A 17,683-nucleotide genomic window follows, 5' to 3' on the forward strand; every position below is an offset into this window, starting at 1 on the left:
CGTAGACATTTTCGTCCTTAATGCTGAAGTTCGTGAGGTGTGTTCACGGTACGCCTGAGGATGTGCTGCAAAACGCCTTAAGATAAACCTAAACGATCCATTGATACCAATTGAACAAGGACGAGCAAGAAGATGGCGCTGTTCATTCAGAAACCTATCTTTTGGAACACAAACCAGTACCTTGCGCCCTCCGGGGTCCTTGGAACAAGTGGCTTCCCTGCAGCAAACGGATACGGCCATGAGGAGTGGAATAACTCTTCAAAAATGGTCCTTTCGCGTGGAAAGAATCGTTTTCGAGTGTTTCATACAGAGGGGGTGGGCGCGGCACCAATTGACCAAAACGCGGGGCAGACATTCGTGTTTTTGACTACGTCGCATGACAGCATTCAACAGCTAGTGGGCATCGCAGGGAATGCAGTCGGTCTGTTCGATGACCACCATCTTGCTCAGCGCGAAGAAATTGTTCGCGAGTTATCGCTGGGCGACTTTTGGGAGGACGCCTGGAATGTTGAAAATGTCCGAAAGCGGTTCGCTGGTAACCAAAAGAAATTCCTGAAGGCTTGGGAGAAGGACCTGCACTGGATTCCAAACTGGATCTGCCCAGAGGATTATTTCTGGTGGTTTGAAAAGCCAATTACTCTGGACCCAAGGATAATCACGGGAAAGGAGAGATTGCTTGGAATGTACAGTACCTACACCGATCTGGATCTTCCGACGGTAGGACGAATTCTGGACGCCATACCTGCAGCCCAGCGACATGAAAAATGGGATCGCCTGATTGACGCTATTCAATGTGCTCCTTCCGAGCCATTGCCTGCCGAGGACATCACCGAGGGAAGTGAGCCCATCACAGAGGTGCTTACTCGAGTTAATGCCCGACGCGGACAGGGTAAGTTTCGTGAGGACCTGATGCAGATTTGGGGCGGCGCTTGCTCGGTAACGGGGTTGGCATGCAGGGAAATTCTTCGTGCTTCACATGTGAAGCCTTGGATCGACTCTACTGCTAAACAACGCCTTGACCGCCACAACGGCCTTCTATTGTCTGCGAATTTAGACGCTTTGTTTGATAAAGGGCTAATTACATTCGATAGCTTGGGCCAAATGCACATTTCGAAACGTCTTGATGGAAAACACAGGGAGGCTTTAGGACTGCCTATACCGCTTCGTTTTGTCCCGAAGGAGCTTGTGCCTTACCTTAAATATCATGAGAAAGAAGTCTTTCAAGATAGCAGAAGCGGGATCACCTACTGATCAACGCGGTTCTTCGTGGCGGGCTGAACGCGGAGATGGCTTCTCGACTTCGCCCGATCCAGCGAGGTGCCTCCCTCGACTCGATCGTATTCGAGAACTGTAGTGATCTGCAGCTAATCTGGCTGATAGCGCAAATTTGATCGCTGTTGGGGCTGCAAAGAACGCCAACCGGCGTTACCATGATGTCAAAATGTCATTGTTCTCATGAGCATAGTCAGGTACGACGGTTGACGATCCATAGCCAATACACGTGCGCCATTGAAGGCAGTCTACGTGTGCATGTCCCAGTTCGGCTTTATGAGCTAACACTCAAGCACCGCCTACTTGACCAGTTGGGTGGTTTTTCGCATTTGATTTTAGAAGCGCTCGATGTGATGCCTGACAGGGGTATCGAGTGGGTTTTAGAACGGACAGCCCTCAATCCCCAGCAACTGCATCCTATTATTCGCCGACTCGAAGGGCTTGGGTTGGTGGAGAATTTCAATCTGACCGCTCGCGCCAAGCCTCTTCTCAAGGCTAAGCGGTTGCTGCATGCGCAAACAAAATACCTCTGGCTCGACGGAGACTACAGACGCCACTCGTTTTGCGGAGTACACACGCTGCAGACGTCAGAGCTTAATGACGAAACTGAGTTTGTGATTCGGCCATGGCATCGTGGGGAAGGTAAGCCACGTTTATGGCCGAGTAGTGACTGGGGGGAGGATTGTGAACGGCAGAAAAACCGAATCTGGGATGTTCCAGAGCAGTATCTGCCAGTGGCTTTCGAGAGTTTCAACGAATGTTTTCGAGACCAGAAATTTGTCAGGTCAGATTGGGCTCTGTCCGTATGGGTTGCAGCGGAAATATCACACGACGTCCGTGCTATTGAAGTAAAGCTCAAAACTGACTCTTTGCGTCATGCGAGACCCAACGATTTCACGTTTGCTAGCCCAGTCCTTTGCCTTTCGACTCGATTCAATATGCCCGAAGGCGCGCCCGGACATCTGAGCAGTTTGCTCCCCGCTAACCATTGCAGGTTCACCACGTTTGTTGAACACGATGATGAGTCAGTAGGAGAGCTTGAGCTTACTGATGATCCTAAAGCTTCCTGGGTGTGGCCAGTCGTCGAGCGAGCGACCAAAGATCAAGTCATTGAGCATCTCTTCCAAGAGTTGGCGCTGGCTGAGGAAAACGTCTCATCGGTTTTCAATCGTCACCATGCCCTAGAGGAACGTTGGCAGCATCTAGGCTTCAACTGGGCAATGATTCAAGAAAGCCTGGACTTAGATGGCGTGTATCCAATTGAGGATGATCAATGAAGGTCGTTGATGTGTTCGCCAATATGGCTGAGCAAATGGTGGATGACGCCCAGGTTCGCCGTTACGGAACCATTTTGCTCACGCAAGGCGCAAGAGGACTGGGGAAGCTGAATCCCACTGCCGTGTGGGTTGACGCTGCAATCGCCGTCCTCGAAGCGACAGCCAGCTACCTGCGTTTCTGCGCGGCTCGTGAGGTCACAGCACAGCTGAGGGAATTCAACAAAACACTCGAGGCAACGCTCGCACAAGACCTGCGTATTGGGGAAAAACAACTCCAACAGCTGCAGCGCGAACGTTCTGGGCGTAAGGAACAAATAGCTCAGGTGTTGAAGCATTCCAATCAACAAAAATTGTTGACCCTCAAGAAAGTTCGCCAGCAACTCGATACCTTGAAACGAGTGCATGTGCTGCTTCAAAAGGAACGACAGGACCTAGGTAATTTCCAGCAGTTGATCGGCCTACAGGTATGCCTTGATCAGTGCATTGACGCGACGTTGGCACTACTGCTCACCCCAATCGGAGAGAACGCATGAAAGCACCTCGCAAACCTACGCCCCCCAAGCCCACTCCGGGCAAATCCGCTCCTAAAAAAGGTGGAGGTGGATTCAATGTGAATCAAGCGATGCAGATGGCCAACACATCGATTGATGCATTCAAGTCGTTTGTTGATTACAAGAAAGAAGAAGAAGTCACCAAACGGACCGTGATTGAAGGGCAGAGACAAATTCTACTTGGGGAGCAGCAGCTGAAAGAAGCCGAGCTCGAAGATGATCAACACAAGCGCGATCATTGGGCAAGAATGCAAGAGCTTTCAAACCAGAGCCGAGAGGCCGATCAGCAGTACGACGTAGCAATGACCACGCTCGAGACTAAGGCTGATAGAGAGGACCGGGTACTCAAGCAGCTCGAGTCTGGAAAAATCACGGCAGAGAACGCTGCCATGTTGCTAGGTGGCGGACAGGAATAAGTTTATGGCAGCTCCACTCGTTGTCGGTATTGGCGTTGCGATTTTTGCGGTTGCTAAAGTCTTCAGTTGGCTAGCTAACAGCATGACTGAGGAAGAAGAGCGAAAACATGCGCAGGAGCACGCCCGTACGGACGAGATTCGACGCCGGGCAGCTGCCGCTCAGGCACGTCAAGAGCAAAGGGCGTGGGAAGAATACCGGGAGATGGTTCTTGAGCACGTTCAACTTTTACGTAGAGTTATCCGGGAAAACCGCGAGGCGATAGTTGGAATTCCAGAGGAGCTGAATAAGCTCGAGCAGATGGTTGCCCGGGAAATTTCTGATAAGACCTCCAGCCCCTACCGTAAGTCAGCACTTCGTCGAGAGTACGCACGTGTCGAAGATGCTGTAGTACGCATGAAAGAGTACGAGCGCTATCTGACATTCGCTGAGAATGAAGTCGACACCTTGCTTGTGGGTGAACATTACGCGCTGCTGCTAGCGCTTGACCCGGCAGACAAGCTTCTTCCTCTGGAATGGCTTTACCCAGGAAAGCTCGTATTGGTGGCGATGGAAGAAATTAGCAGGCCACTCCCACGCTTCGGGCATCGAATCTCGTTCGGTACTGACGACGTGTCTCAAAAGGCGTTAGCACTGCCGTTCAACGATGAGATACCCATACTGATCAAGTCTGCAACCAAGTGGGACAATGGATCCTTCTATGGCTGTGTCGCCCGAGGCGCGCTCTACTATAACCACATCATTACCGGTGAACCCGTACCCTTCATTGTTGAACGAAAGCAGAAGCAATCGATGATTGGGACGTTGTTTGATGGACTGATGCGCGCCACGCTTCCTGTCAGCCAGCTTAAGCATCCTGGCGTACGACTGCTCTCTGGCCAAAAGATCTTGGTGCATCCGACGCAGTACGATCTGTGTTTGCTACGTAATCCATTTGAGCAAGGACGCACCAATATAGAGGTCAGCGAGTTTAACTATCGCGCTCGTGGAGTTCAGTCCTATCAGCAGCTTTATTTGACCGTAGATGAGAAGTATCTAGAGGGTGTGACCGACCAACAGTTTTTCGAAGAGGACGAGCCTTGGACACTGCTCGGCTACTCTGGTGCGACGGGAGTGATTTCTCTGGGCAAAGCCTCAGTGAGGGTGGAGTGCGCGCCGACGACCAGTTTTAGCTTGCTCGAAGTCCATCAGGTTGCTCAGGCGGGGACTCTGCAGATTGGTCTCGATACCCCATTTCGGTTCACGCTTCTTAATCAGAAGCTGGCGGCGATGTCGCAGGTTGGATGGCGAAGCGGTGTAGAAGAGTTCCTTCGCTTCTGCTCTCAAACTGCAATGGATATGAAAGACTCACCTGAGCGCTTGGCTCACAGTCGTTTCTATCAGCGCTGGGAGCAGGTCATCGCGTATCAACGCAGCCAGGAAGAAGTTTCTGTACTGGATTTTTCAGCAAGCATGCTCCTTGTTCAAGAAGACGATGTGCTTGTACTCCAACGAGACAGTCTCCCGCCGTCAGATCACGAGGCTTTCGAAGGCCTAGTCGAGAAGCTTCGCGAGGTGCTGTCAGATAAAAACTTCCTTAATCCTGACCACTGTGTCCGACTCTTGCTATGGGATGCGGACCGTTGTGAGTTTGTGCCTGTTGTCTCCCGCGATCGCCGCCGGCGTCCTTTGTACATTTGCACTAAGAGCAGTATTAGCATCGAGAGCGCTTTCTCGTTGCCAGAAGAGCCAAATGCAATGCTGCGTTTGGTTGTCACTGTACCCAGTGCTGCACTCAAGCGTCAGGCGCAAGCGTTAGAAGACTTTTTCAACGATCAACTGGTTAACCCGGCGCTCAAGAGCATCCTGCTTGCGCCAGAGCACTATCTCGCCGAACCGGTAGAGCGGAGTAGGGACATAACGTGGTCCGGGCCTCTGGATGAGAGTCAGAAACGAGTGGTGGAGTTAGCGCTGAGTGAGCGAAATGTCGCGTTAATTCAGGGACCACCTGGCGCTGGTAAGACAACGGCTATTGTTGAGATTTTGTATCAGCTTTACCGTCAGCGCTCTGATCTCCGAATTCTAGTGGTGTCGCAACAAAACTCTGCGGTGGACAACGCCCTAAAGAAGTTTCTAGCCGAGCATGCCGATGGCTTCGACCACGCGATTCGCACTATTCGGATAGGTAATCCTGAGAAGATGAGTAGCGTCATCAAACCGCTAGGGTTCGACAGCCAATTCAGTGAATACCTTACAGATCTCGAAGATCTCGCAATCGCCGGCGCCGTCAGCCTACCGGATAATGAAGCCGCGTTGTGCCACATGTGGCTTTCCTCGATCAAGCAAGCCTCACAGTCGCGCGCCAGCCAGGACGAATTTTTTATTACGCTCTTGGCCGACCGCAACCTGGTCGGTGCCACCTGTGTAGGCTTGGCTACGAACAAGGGAGGTATAGATCAACTCCAGTTCGACGTAGCAATCATTGATGAGGCTGGCAGGGCCACCATCCCGGAAATCCTCATTCCAATCTTGCGATCAAACAAGGTGATTCTTGTAGGCGATCACTACCAGCTTCCACCAAGCATCGCTCCGTTGCTCCGAGAGGATGAAGCCGCAGAAGAACTTGGGTTCCTACGTGAAAATTTCTTGGATACCAGCTTTTTTGAATTGATGTTTGAGCGCCTTCCGCCACAGTGCCGCGAGACTTTGAGTTTGCAGTATCGAATGGCGCCGGCGATCGGGGATTTGGTGGCAGAACTCTTCTACATGCGTGAAGGTAAACGTGTGCTTCACAATGGCCGAGATGACGCGTATTTCGAGGAGCGATACGTGCTCGAAAAATCGATTTACTGGGTCGACGTGAAAGGGCGTCAATCTCAGCCGAAAGGTTCGCAAAGCAAGGAAAATCGGGAAGAGGCTAAGGAGATAACTCATTTTTTGGCTAATCTTGCAGAGCGTACAACGAAGCCTATTTCGGTGGCTGTCATTACGCCGTATGGAGCGCAGAAAGAATGTGTGCGTGCGAGCTTGCGCAAGATTGGATGGGTGGAAGGGAAGCTTGGTCAATTATCGATAGCTGTTGATACAGTGGATGCGTTTCAGGGAAGTGAGGCGGACATCGTTTGTTATTCCAGCGTACGTACTCAGGGGAATCTTAACTTTATCCTTGACCGTAAACGGTTAAATGTTGCGTGCTCAAGAGCGAAGCTTCATCTTCTATTTTTTTGGGCACCGAGATTTTCTTAGAAGCTGGAGCACGAAAAAGGGCTCGGAAGAGAACATGTTTTCCAGGTTGATGCAGTATGCGTGGAATGTGCCTGTTGTTTATGCGGGCGGGTTAAGAAAGTTGTGCGCACAGTGATAATATGCGGATTATTAAGGTGCAAAGCCTGTACATGCAGAGGCCTAGCCAAGTGCTGGCGAGGCAATTTAAATTTTTATAAGTGTGTATTGGCAGGATTGCAAGCTTGTAGCCTGTACGCCGTGATTGTTCATTTGAGGATGGGGTTGTGGAGATATTAGTTCAGTTTGCAAAGGTTTCGAGAGAATTGTTTTTTACGCTTCTGTTTTCTTTGTTTCCAATATTGTGCGGCTCCTCTCTTTCATCAACGTGGACAGAGATTGAATTCGGATCCGCACTTTCCAAAAACTTCAGCAGCGGCGAGGTGTTTATTTATACGTCAGCTTTTTTGACTCCTTACATATTGATTCGATATAAAGAGAGCGGCCCAGCTATGCTGCAAGATATTCGGTTCTTACTATTTTTATATGCGCTAATAGCAGGTGCTTTTCTTTTTGTATCAGTTCGGTTAGAGACTTTGATTCCGATCAAAATGAGTGTACATGAAGATGGTGTAGCCTTCTTTGGCTATACAATTGTTATCGCAACTCTCCTCCTGTGGTACTCAAGTATATGGCCTAGCTATAGAGCATTTATTGATCCTAGTAAGGTGCAAAGCGATCAAGAACAGAAGTTGTTTGCCGGATTTAACGATCTAATCAATAAGGAGTCTGGGAAATGAATGTGATCAAAGGGAGTTGCATTCGTGTTTCTCAGCCAATAGGCGATTTTTATTGCAGTGTATTCAAAGCACGGGACCTCTACGACATATCGTACTCAGATGTGAGACGTTTGGAGGACGAGCAAGATGGTGAAGGCTTGGATACCTATCTTGGGATTCAGCGAGAATTAAGTCCTTTTCGAGTTAAACAAATCGGAGAATACATTACTGCTGTGGATGCGACTTTTCCAAACTCCATCATTGTGGCTATTGGCGAAAAATATGTGACTTTAGAGGGGAATGTATTATCCATCAAGTATCATGATGATCAGAAGGGGAACGTAGCAAAAATTCTAGATGGACAACATCGTCTAGCTGGGTTCGAAGGAACAGATTTTTGTTATAGCTCGCCGAGCGGTGAAAGGAAAGATTTCGAACTGTTAGTTACTATTTTTGTAGAGGCTGATCTTCATACGCAAGCTCAAGTTTTTACTATGGTTAACCAAAATCAGACGAAAGTAAATCGTAGCTTAGTATATGATCTTGAATCATTAGCTCTCGCAAGAAGTCCTACCAAGTCAGCGCATCAGATAGCATCTTTGCTTAATGGGCAGAAGGGTTCTCCTTTTTATCAGCGTATAAAAAGACTTGGGCTAAAAACACCTGGGGTTAGTACCGAGCTAATTACTCAGGCGGCATTTGTCGAGAATTTGGTAAAGCTAATTTCCAAGAAGCCTAGTTTAGATCGTGATATTTTGCTAGGGCGGAAGAAGAAATTCTTTGGAATGAAAGATAAGAAGCTTCCGGATATGGAAGATGCAGATTTTGTCCGGCTACCTTTCCGCAAAAATTTTGCAGACGGAGATGACTCGGTTATAGCGGCCAATGTGTATAATTATTTCTCCGCAGCATCCAAAGTATGGCCGGAAAGCTGGCGGGTTGAGAATAAATCTTCCGCTTTAAACAAAACAGTTGGTCTTATTGCACTAATGCGAGCGTTGAGAGATGCGTATAATAAAGCGGTAAAGGCGGGAGTGGCTGAGTACGGGGATGTGATAGATGAAAGTGAATACATCAAAATTTTGAGTAGGTCTGGAATAAAAGATAGTTTTTTCTCTGAGTTAGATGCGGTCTCTAAAACATCCGGCCTTATTTATAAGGCCATACAGCCTCCCAAAGCCAAGTTTTATTCCGTAGAGTTTTCAGATGGCTCAGGGGGGCGCAATAAAGCCATTGTCCCCGCTCGAAGCAAGGACGTAATTGCTTCTAATTTTGTTGGAAACATTATTGCTGTTTCAGAAAGTTTTTGGGTCGAATTAGAAGAAGTTGCTTTTGAGTCAAGCTATCCAGTGTTTCACTTCAAACTAGAAAATAAAGATATCGCATTCAGGAGCGAGGACTTAGGCTACAGTTATTTATCATACATTTATCGATCGCTTTTGGTTGGCGCGTCTTTTGATGACTAATTAGTTGATTTCCCTATGGGCTGCGGATCTTGTGTAGGGACATGGCGAGAAGTTTTGGAGGGTTATAAGTGACTATAACAGAGGCTATTCGTCTTGTGATGATGAAGAAAGGCTCACCTATGACTGCTGATGAGGCTTATTATGCAATAGTTCACGCCGACCTATATACATTTCATGCCGACAATCCCCGTCATGTTGTTCGTAGCCAAATTCGACGTCACTGCGAAGGGATAGTATTTCCTAGTTCTTCTGCCACCAAATATTTTGTGCTCGTTGACGGGAATCGTTACATTCCAGTGGCCGAACGATTACCTGGCTTACCAAGGGAGCAGCTTCCGAAACAAACAAAGATCGAAAACAATACAGACTCTCACGCTGCGAGCCTGCGCGAGCTACAGCTTTTGCATGAAAAATATATCGTTGAATTTAAGAAGAAGATTCTGAATGATCTAAAGTCGATGTCGCCATCAGGGTTTGAATTGTTTGCGAAAAGGTTAATGGATATCTACGGGTTTCATGATACCGCCGTCACAAAAGTATCCAGTGATGGCGGTATTGATGGTCACGGGAAGTTGAAAGTCGGATTGGCGAATTTAAATGTTGCATTCCAGTGTAAGCGTTGGACTAAGGGCAACATACAACGTCCAGAAATAGATAGGTTTCGTGGGGCCGCTCAAGGAGACTTTGAGCAGGGATTATTTTTCACCACAGCATCATTTTCATCAGGCGCTGTGTCTGCATCTATTAAGCGTGGGGCGGTCCCCATTATTCTCGTTGACGGAGAGTCAATTGTTGAATTGATGATTGAAAAAGGATTTGGAGTTCAGGTTGATATGATTTCTATTCCATCTTATGCACTTGATCTTGCTCTGGGTGAGTACGAGAGTGTGCAGAACTGGGATTTACAAAAAGGAGGCGGTAGGTCGTGATTTAATCAGTGTCATTTTTTTTGCTCACTCGAACACTCTAGATGGGAGAATTAGATCTAGAGGCTTTTACAGTCTAAATAAAAAGGCAAAACTTGTAAGTAAAGTTGCAATTATCATCGTTGGATGAAGATTGTATTTCTGCTTGTTTGACCAGAGTGCTGATCGAGTCTGGCGAGTACCCTCGGTTTAGCGAAAACAACATTTCCTTTAACACAGGACCGGTTAGGGACGGCGTAAGCATTACCTCAATCGTCAGTATTTATTGATAATGTTCAAAAAGTTGTGCTTTATAAGCTTGGAGAAAAATTTTCCAGTTGGATCGCTACCGTTTTAAGGGTAATGAGGGCGTTCTGCAGTTGGCGGTGGAGTTTTTTGAATACACATTAAAGTATTGTCCTGAGTTGAAAAGGTTTGGGGTAATAAGGCGTTAGTGTCTGATTGCAGAGGTGGTTATGACGGTGGCCACCTTTTATTAGGCCAGCGGGTTGGGATTTATAAAATGACATAATAATCTGAGGGGTGGAGCTCGGTAGTGTTGAAATAAATACATTGATAAAAAATTCTTGCCGAGGATTTGTATCTAGGTGGCTCAGTGCTAAATAATAGATATGGTTGCCTAAGCAAAAAAGATTTCTTAAGTTGAACTCTAAAAGCCAAAAGCTCATCTCTCGAGAGCTGCTTACATAGTTATATGCAAAACCAATCAGATCTTGTGTAGTGCTTCCAATACTTACAGCGTGTTGGTCCAATAAATTGTTGCGGTTGTGCCCAAAATGCGAGAGCATCTTACAAGCTTATAGGAGGCTCTCATGAGGCAGATCCCAGTAACGCTATTGCTAATCTGTTTCAGCACCTTGTCCGTGAGCGCGATTGCAGCAGGCTCTACGGATTCGGAGGCGGTGGTTATGCCGGAAGCGGTGCCTCAGTCAGCTTTGCCTATGGCGGTAGCTGGCGTGGCATTCCCGGCATATGTGTTAGACCAAAATGATAAAATTCTGCGTGTCAGCCAGAAAGTAGACGATGCTAATGAGAGTTTAACGAGTATCAGCTCTCAAGTATTCGCATTGAAGCAGTCTTTCTGGGAGAGGCTTTATCCAGCATTATTTGGAGTTTTGGGGGTGGCGATTGCAGGGTTGGTAAACTATTTTCTACAAGCTCGTCAGATGACTCATAATGAAAGTGAGCGAAAAGAGAAATTTTCTTTCGATGCTAGACAAAAATTATTCGAGTATCGTAATAAACAAAATAATGAATTTTATGGGCCGTTACTTGTTCTCCTTGCTCAGAGCAAAGAGTTAAGCACTCAGTTGCATGAACAATTGTCTAAGTTTGACCCGTCTCGCTATAAGTTTGAAAGTGATAGTAGTCCGGGAGTTGTTAAGCTAACGTTGTTTATTCACGAAGGCACTGATAAGCGTCCGTTGCGACTTATTGAGGAGCTCCCCTATCTCGGTCAACATATCAAGGCCGTGCTTCCTCAAGTTTTTGTTATTATTGCAGTGGGTGATCGAATGGCCGCGCTCATTGAAAAATCCTCTGGACTCGCGAATCCTAAAAACGCTGAGTTGAGTGGTTGCCTGGGGAAATACCTTGCTCACCTCACAGCGCTTACTGACGCATACAAGCAAGCAGAGCAAGAAAATCCCGATGGTTCTACGCGGATCCATACGGCTGTCTTCCCGAGAAGGATTCAAGAATTGGTCAAAGCAGATTATGATGAAATCAATAGGCAGATCGAAGAGTGGGAGTCAGAGGCGAAAGCACCTGCCGGGAGTGGAGTTGAAAATACTAGTGCCTGATGTTGCGACGCTTAAGTACTATGAAGATACCTATCAGGAATATGATAGATTTAGCTCCTCAATTGACATGAGCGAGCAGTGGAAGTCATTTGAAAGCATGCTGCCTCCTGGAGGCAGAGTTTTGGATTTGGGGTGTGGGACCGGACGAGATATAAAACATTTTCTCGAAATGGGCTTTATCGTGGAAGGTTTAGAACCTTCTCTTGCGATGGCTAATTGCGCACGTTTGAAGACGGGCGCTAAGATATTTGATCTGGCTGCCGAGCAAATTGCATTTGTAGAGGAATATGACGGCATCTGGGCCTGTGCGTCCCTAATGCATCTGTGTAAGCCTGCATTTTTTGACACTTTGCCTAAAATCGTGAGGTCGCTCAAGACTGGTGGGCATTTGTACTTCTCGCTGAAGCAGGGTGTTGGCGAAGCACGCAACACTGATGGTAGGTTGTTCAGCTTTTATAAGATGGATGAAATTACCGACCTATTCTCGCTCATTGCGAATACGCAGATTGTTAAACAATGGGTTTCAAAAGATTTGGCTGGGCGAAGTGAAACGCAGTGGGTAAACACGATAGTCAAAAAATCAGAATCATAAAAGATATTTGGAAAACAACCATTAGAATGTAGTCTTAGTACTTTTCAATTGAAATTAACGCCATACAGATTCGTTAACGGTAGAGCCCACCTCTGATGGTGGGCTCTTTTTATTTGCTTGCTATCAGCAATGCTACGTCTTTCAGAGAACGTACATGCCCCATTTTATGCAGACCCACCTCGATTAGAGAGGCGACATGTCTGACGGGATCCCACTCCAGGGAACTTTGATAAGTGAACTGCCTGAGCAGCGCTTCGTAGATATCCAAGTGCTCACCAAATAAGGTCGGCGCATTGAACTCTTGCCCATCCAAGTCCGATACACTGGCATTGCCAAGACCATTCTCGTCAGCTAGTGCAAGTGCGATCGCAAACCTACTCAAAATATTAGGCGTAAGCCCGGTCTTTGATTTTAGGTACTTCATCTTCGCAGTGGACGAGGCGGATATTTTGAATTTATGCGGAAATACATTCATGCGTTTTGTGCCCACCGCCAGAAATAGCCTTCCTCTGCTTGTGTGGAGCGAGTTTCTGGGCTGTATACAAGATGATAAGAGTGCGAAATGCTTCCTTGTAGGCCTTCATAAAAGGCGTAGTCAATTTCTGTATCCGTCGAGAGAATGATGACTTGGTGACTCGTTTTTGGGAAATAGTTTTCTACGAGTTTTTTCCGATGAATCGAGTCCAATCGTCCAAGAGGCGTGTCGATCACAACTGGCAGGCTTCGCCCTGAAGTCCGGGCCAACGCTTCCAAAATAGAGATCGCAAAGATCTGCTTCTCGCCGGCCGACAGCTCTTCCTTGCGGAGTATTACGCCTTCATCGTCGATAAGAACGACCTCGAAGGAGTTCGGATCAATCTGAATGCTGAGATTCCGATTTTCTTTGCGGGCAAGGCCATTGAAGGAGGTGTAAAACTGCGACTCAAGTTCTTTGAGTTTTTCAATTCGGGCGCGTATAGAGAACTCTTTAAGAACATCTCTGGCGTTTTGTGCGAGTCCGGTCAGGCGCTCCTCTTCCTGGGACTCAGCAATTTCAGTGTAGAGATCGTCTAATTGGCGCGCGGCCATCGACAAACAGTTGAGAAGGGCTTTAGCTTCCTCGACCATTACAGAATCTTTGCTCCTTTAGGGCGGACAACCGTCCCTGTAGCTGCCCCTGTTCGTTAAACAGTGGGATCAGTACTTTTTCGTCAGGTGCCCTAGCGATATTTTCCCGGGCGGATTCAATCTGGCTATCAGCTTCCTGAAGCGTCATCACCAAGCCAGCGGCTCGTTGTTGGAGTGAGCCAACATCGTTCTGTAGGCGATGAGTGATGCTGAATCGTTGAGTGTCGGAGAGCTCGTGAACTGGCGATTGGTGCTGGAAGCTGCTCGCGACTTCTGAGCCGAATGTCCTAAGAAAAATATCCTGGAGGGCAGGGAGCTGTTCCTTTGTCATAGCAAAGGTAGATTCAACTTCTGCTAGAAAATTGCTTTGCTGACGTTGCAGGTATTCGGAGAGTACCTGCGCTTTTTGCGCACGCTGCTCATTGTCTAGCTGTGCAAGCAGCTTTTCGTTGAGGCTTTGGGTGATTGCAAAAGGCAGCAGTCCGCTGAGCATGTCATGCAGGGTGTGTTCTATTGCCTTTTTTTCGCCAACCAACGAATCGAGATTAACCGTTTCCTCTTGCCTTGAGGCGCTCCAAGCGCCGCCCCGAGCATTGATGCTCGCCTCTACGTGGCTGAGGTTTTTGTTGGCCTCGACAGTATTCACGCGCATGAGGAGAAGCTTTTCGCGTATTTCTGCAAGCTGCTTCTTCAGATCATCATACGCCCGTTCTGCATTGGCAATTTTTTGCTTGCGATCTTCAGAAGCCTTTTTGACCGAGCGCCCTCTGATGATAACGGAGAGGTCGGAGTGCAACCTATCGATTAGGTCCAAGCCCAAAAGCTTGTTGATCGACTCTCGCAACGCATCCCCGGATGTTTCTTCGGCAAGGCTCGCGATTTTTTCACCGTCGAAGAAAAACAGCTCGGAAACGCCAATCGGGATCAGCTCGTTGAGAAACGCCTGTGCCTGATCATAGGAAAGCTCGGTCAGAGGTTGTCCGTCCCTTGAAATGATCAGACCTTCTTTTACCTTCCCAGAAGGGTCAACAAACCAATCGCGTATCAGTTGATAGCTCGATATAACGCCGTATTGTGCATAGCGAAAGGTCAGCTCAACGGATGCACGCGTAGGCTTGGCGATGCTGTTGTGAGCTCTATGTATGCATTCACGGAGGTACTGATGGTACTCGGCAACCGTTGCGCCGGAGCCCAGTACACCTTTACCGTACAAGGCAAGCTTCAGCGCGCTCAGGATGGTTGTTTTGCCGCCGCCGTTTAGGCCGCCAAACAAAACGATAGGCGCGTTTTTGCCTCTTTTGATCTTGGGAGCCAGGTCAAAGTTATGGGCGCCGCTAAACACTCGGAAATCTAGTACTGAAAGGGAGTCAATAATCATTGCAGCAAGCCATCTAGGTCGGCTTTCAGAGATTCGAAAGCAGTCTTGTACGTGTCGGTAACTTTAGGGATGGCGCGTCGTTCCATTGCTTCGTCCAATCCACCCCAGTCTTGCTCCAGGACTTTCTGCAGCTCGTCCAGAATTCCTTTTCGGCGCGAGAGCCCGGAGAACAACAACTCTGTATCTATGAGTTTCATGATCAGAACTGCTGGAACGCCGCGCTCAGCCTCGAGTGCGTTGAGAATGGCAGCATCAGGTTCAGTAAACGCGCCGGCATCATTTTTGATCCATTCGACCGTATCTTCGGGGTAAACCTCACCGTAGATTTTAGGAAGTGAATCAATCCAGTCCGGTTCATTTGGATCCTTCAGCCACTGCTGGCGGATCACTTGCAACTCATCACGACCGATCAGCTCAATCTCGCGATCGGTTTCACGTATGCCTTTCTCAATTTCCAAAAGTAGCTTCAGCCACTCACGGCGATATTTCATCCAATACGGACCAGGTACGTGCTTGGTGGCGGCATTGGAGTCGTCATCGATAGCCCCTCTTGCGAAGGTCACTTTGCCGGTACGACGTTTATAATTACGGAATTCAGTTTTATTTTCGGGCAGGGAGCTGGCGTGCAGTTGGTTACGGAACTGGAGTAGCGGTAGCATCCAGTCCTCTCCGCTGTCTACGAGCCCCTCGATCGCTTTGTCGTGTGTCACGACTGTGCAGGTCCAGCAGCCGAAACGCGAGTTGCCGCACGATGGTGTATTGGTGTCGATAACGAGTGGGCATTCTCCAGCATTGGAGTCTTTGTAGAGCTCAAACAGTACTCGGTTAGAGCCGCCCCATGGCCTAGCAGCGCTCATGAGGTATTCCCAGACGTCATCCGCGTGCCACAGCTCAATAGGCATGTAGGTATAGGCATTGGGCAATGTCGTGTGTCGACCCAATGCAGAACCGTCGATTTTGTGGCGTGTGATTACCTGGGCACGCGTGGAGCTTTCTTCTCGTCTGGAGCCAAGCACAACCACTACTTCACCGAAGCGAGCTACCTTGTCCTTGATGAACTCGCTCACAGGGTCGATTTTCATCCGCTCAGTACACCAGCGGAATGCTTTGGTTGGGGCAGGGTAGCCTTTACCCAAGAGGTTGGCCCAAAACGTCTCGCCGACTTTAGGAGTGACAGAGTGCGCTGTCATGGGCAGCTGATCCTGAATCGCCTGAGCGTTCACCGAATCAAGCACCTGGCGGATCATGTCGACGACTACAGGGGTTTCCACTCGAGTGTCGGAGGAGACCACGTACACGTGCTTATGGCGTTCCTCAGGCGGCAACATCTTCAAGGCGTAGTAAGTGAGCGAAAGAATCACGGTCGAATCTTTGCCGCCGCTGAACCCCACTACCCAAGGGCGATTATCAGCCTTGTAAATGCTCTGAAGCTCGCGGACAGCGTCCGCTAATGGTCTACCAGCAATAATCGCTTCTTGGACGAAGTCATCGTGTGATGGATAGAGAAATTGATCATTACTCATTTTTGAAGAAACCTGTTTTCTAACTCTAGTTCAACCGTGGACAGCGGGACACCAAGCTTCTTCTTGATGAGACTGGCGGTGAGTGCAACGTTCGTTGTGGCTTTGGAGATCCTGCCGTGAACCATGGCGCGGCCTTCCCATTCAGGATTGGCTCTGGACCAGTCGATGCCTCGCAACTGACTGATGGTTTTTTTCCATTCGGACTCTTTGCGGATAATCAGCTCAGCACCGACGAGCCCCATCGCTTGCAGCATCACGCCGTGGGCATGGATGTAGTTGTCTCGCAGTTCAGACGTCGACAGCTCTTTGTTTTTTGCCCTGATCCAATCGGGCATCTGTAGAGAGACCTCTTCCCAGAAAGACTTCGCGAGTTCTCTCTCGTTTTGCGCGATGAGGTCACCTTTTCCCTTTTTCAACAGGACGCGGGACGCATTCTTGATGGCGCTGAGGGTAAAGAGCTTGGAGCTGCGAGGAGAGAGGCTGGACTTCTCCAGCTCAGTCATCCTGGAGAAGACTTCTACATTTTTTGCCAGATACCTGGCCAAATCAGAAATCTGGTCTCTGAGATCGTACAGGGTGCTGATTGAATTGCTCGGACGAACGGCATGCTTGTTGAGATCAGCGAACATTTGCTGGCTGCGATTGAGTCCTTCATCAATAAAGAAAAGGACCGGGATGTTGTCGTGGCCAAGCTCTGGGTTCTCACGAATCGCCTGCTCGATGGCTGCACGGCGATGCTGACCGTCGTTGATCAGTATCGGAGCTTCCATTGGTATTGTAAGCGTGCCGATGCTCTGCCCTAGACCAGTGTCGGAAGCAGGGGTGAATTGGACAACACCATCCACTGATGCCGTGATCGCGGATAGAGTGTAATCGTCGCGATTGTCGAGCAAATAGGCTGAGATCTCTGGGACTCTGGCGAGGTTTAATGTGCGCTGCGCGCGCAGATCGGCTGGCACATTTTCCTCGTTAAAAATGAATATTTTGGGCACAAGACGCATGGGGCACATCGCAATGTAGCAAGGCCGTCCGGCCTGGATGCCCCTGACGCATGGGAAGGAGTGGACGAAAATATTCATGGCTAAGAACGTGTTTTTACTGTGAGTACGTCATTTTGCATATTTTTAACGTACACGCAATAAAACCTTGGTATTTACCTCCCTGATAACGTCTACGCGTCGTACGAAAGGTACTGTCGAAAACATCGACTGGCACAGGCCAGCTAGACCTGCGCCGCATAAATTTTCGCGAGATTTATCGAAGTGCGTGACGATGCGGCGGTTCACTTTAATCTGTCTGCCGACAGCCATCGGTGAGTTTTGGGGCGACTTCGCGCGCGGTGGGGATATAGACCGCTTCCAGCAGCGATCGGGCTTAGGCGATGTCGGTGGCTTG

General features: G+C 48.5%; 15 protein-coding genes. 10 read left to right on the forward strand and 5 right to left on the reverse strand.

Translation table 11 applies throughout. The features are described from left to right. The first annotated feature begins 132 nt into the window (after window positions 1–132). The 10 genes from AB4O25_RS00890 to AB4O25_RS00935 all read left to right on the forward strand — a co-directional run bounded on the left by AB4O25_RS00890 (window position 133) and on the right by AB4O25_RS00935 (window position 12,280). The gene (locus AB4O25_RS00890) at window positions 133–1,251 is read left to right on the forward strand and encodes an HNH endonuclease (protein ID WP_058545053.1); all 1,119 of its coding nucleotides are present in this window, start codon (window positions 133–135) and stop codon (window positions 1,249–1,251) included. Between the two features lie 227 nt (window positions 1,252–1,478). Beyond that, window positions 1,479–2,549 (forward strand): hypothetical protein, encoded by a 1,071-nt coding sequence (locus AB4O25_RS00895; RefSeq protein WP_155742049.1) that lies wholly within the window; start codon window positions 1,479–1,481, stop codon window positions 2,547–2,549. Beyond that, on the forward strand, window positions 2,546–3,082 hold the full coding sequence (locus AB4O25_RS00900) for a hypothetical protein (RefSeq protein WP_058545055.1): 537 nt from the start codon (window positions 2,546–2,548) through the stop codon (window positions 3,080–3,082). The genes AB4O25_RS00895 and AB4O25_RS00900 overlap by 4 nt, the downstream gene beginning before the upstream one ends. Further along, window positions 3,079–3,516 carry a hypothetical protein gene (locus tag AB4O25_RS00905; protein WP_155742050.1) on the forward strand — a complete coding sequence of 146 codons (438 nt, stop codon included), beginning with the start codon at window positions 3,079–3,081 and terminating at the stop codon, window positions 3,514–3,516. The genes AB4O25_RS00900 and AB4O25_RS00905 overlap by 4 nt, the downstream gene beginning before the upstream one ends. Window positions 3,517–3,520: 4 nt before the next feature. After that, window positions 3,521–6,739: an AAA domain-containing protein gene (locus AB4O25_RS00910; protein WP_460150280.1), complete on the forward strand. Its 3,219-nt coding sequence runs from the start codon at window positions 3,521–3,523 to the stop codon at window positions 6,737–6,739. Between the two features lie 263 nt (window positions 6,740–7,002). Then, a complete protein-coding gene (locus tag AB4O25_RS00915) occupies window positions 7,003–7,515 on the forward strand; it encodes a hypothetical protein (RefSeq protein ID WP_155742051.1) in 513 nt (170 codons plus the stop codon). Further along, window positions 7,512–8,960 (forward strand): DGQHR domain-containing protein, encoded by a 1,449-nt coding sequence (locus AB4O25_RS00920; RefSeq protein ID WP_058545059.1) that lies wholly within the window; start codon window positions 7,512–7,514, stop codon window positions 8,958–8,960. Before AB4O25_RS00915 ends, AB4O25_RS00920 begins: the two co-directional genes overlap by 4 nt. Before the next feature lie 68 nt (window positions 8,961–9,028). Beyond that, window positions 9,029–9,889: a restriction endonuclease gene (locus AB4O25_RS00925; protein WP_081264379.1), complete on the forward strand. Its 861-nt coding sequence runs from the start codon at window positions 9,029–9,031 to the stop codon at window positions 9,887–9,889. Window positions 9,890–10,698: 809 nt separating this feature from the next. After that, complete coding sequence (locus AB4O25_RS00930; protein ID WP_058545061.1) at window positions 10,699–11,688, forward strand: hypothetical protein; 990 nt, start codon at window positions 10,699–10,701, stop codon at window positions 11,686–11,688. Further along, window positions 11,669–12,280 carry a class I SAM-dependent methyltransferase gene (locus AB4O25_RS00935; RefSeq protein WP_196764436.1) on the forward strand — a complete coding sequence of 204 codons (612 nt, stop codon included), beginning with the start codon at window positions 11,669–11,671 and terminating at the stop codon, window positions 12,278–12,280. The genes AB4O25_RS00930 and AB4O25_RS00935 overlap by 20 nt, the downstream gene beginning before the upstream one ends. Window positions 12,281–12,389: 109 nt before the next feature. On the opposite strand, the gene AB4O25_RS00940 is transcribed toward AB4O25_RS00935, so the two are convergent. Genes AB4O25_RS00940 through dndB form a run of 5 tightly spaced genes read right to left on the reverse strand, consistent with a single transcriptional unit; the run spans window position 12,390 to window position 17,367 of the window. After that, the gene (locus AB4O25_RS00940) at window positions 12,390–12,755 is read right to left on the reverse strand and encodes a DndE family protein (protein WP_058545063.1); all 366 of its coding nucleotides are present in this window, start codon (window positions 12,753–12,755) and stop codon (window positions 12,390–12,392) included. Then, window positions 12,752–13,387: a hypothetical protein gene (locus tag AB4O25_RS00945; protein WP_460150283.1), complete on the reverse strand. Its 636-nt coding sequence runs from the start codon at window positions 13,385–13,387 to the stop codon at window positions 12,752–12,754. Before AB4O25_RS00945 ends, AB4O25_RS00940 begins: the two co-directional genes overlap by 4 nt. After that, entirely contained in the window at window positions 13,371–14,765 is a 1,395-nt protein-coding gene (gene dndD / locus AB4O25_RS00950; RefSeq protein ID WP_460150284.1) for a DNA sulfur modification protein DndD, read from the reverse strand. Before dndD ends, AB4O25_RS00945 begins: the two co-directional genes overlap by 17 nt. Continuing rightward, window positions 14,762–16,288, reverse strand: coding sequence for a DNA phosphorothioation system sulfurtransferase DndC (gene dndC / locus AB4O25_RS00955; RefSeq protein ID WP_460150286.1), 1,527 nt, complete (start codon window positions 16,286–16,288; stop codon window positions 14,762–14,764). The genes dndD and dndC overlap by 4 nt, the downstream gene beginning before the upstream one ends. Then, window positions 16,285–17,367 (reverse strand): DNA sulfur modification protein DndB, encoded by a 1,083-nt coding sequence (dndB, locus tag AB4O25_RS00960; RefSeq protein ID WP_058545066.1) that lies wholly within the window; start codon window positions 17,365–17,367, stop codon window positions 16,285–16,287. The genes dndC and dndB overlap by 4 nt, the downstream gene beginning before the upstream one ends. Window positions 17,368–17,683: the final 316 nt, after the last annotated feature.

The sequence above is a fragment of the Pseudomonas sp. S3_A03 genome (assembly GCF_054668275.1).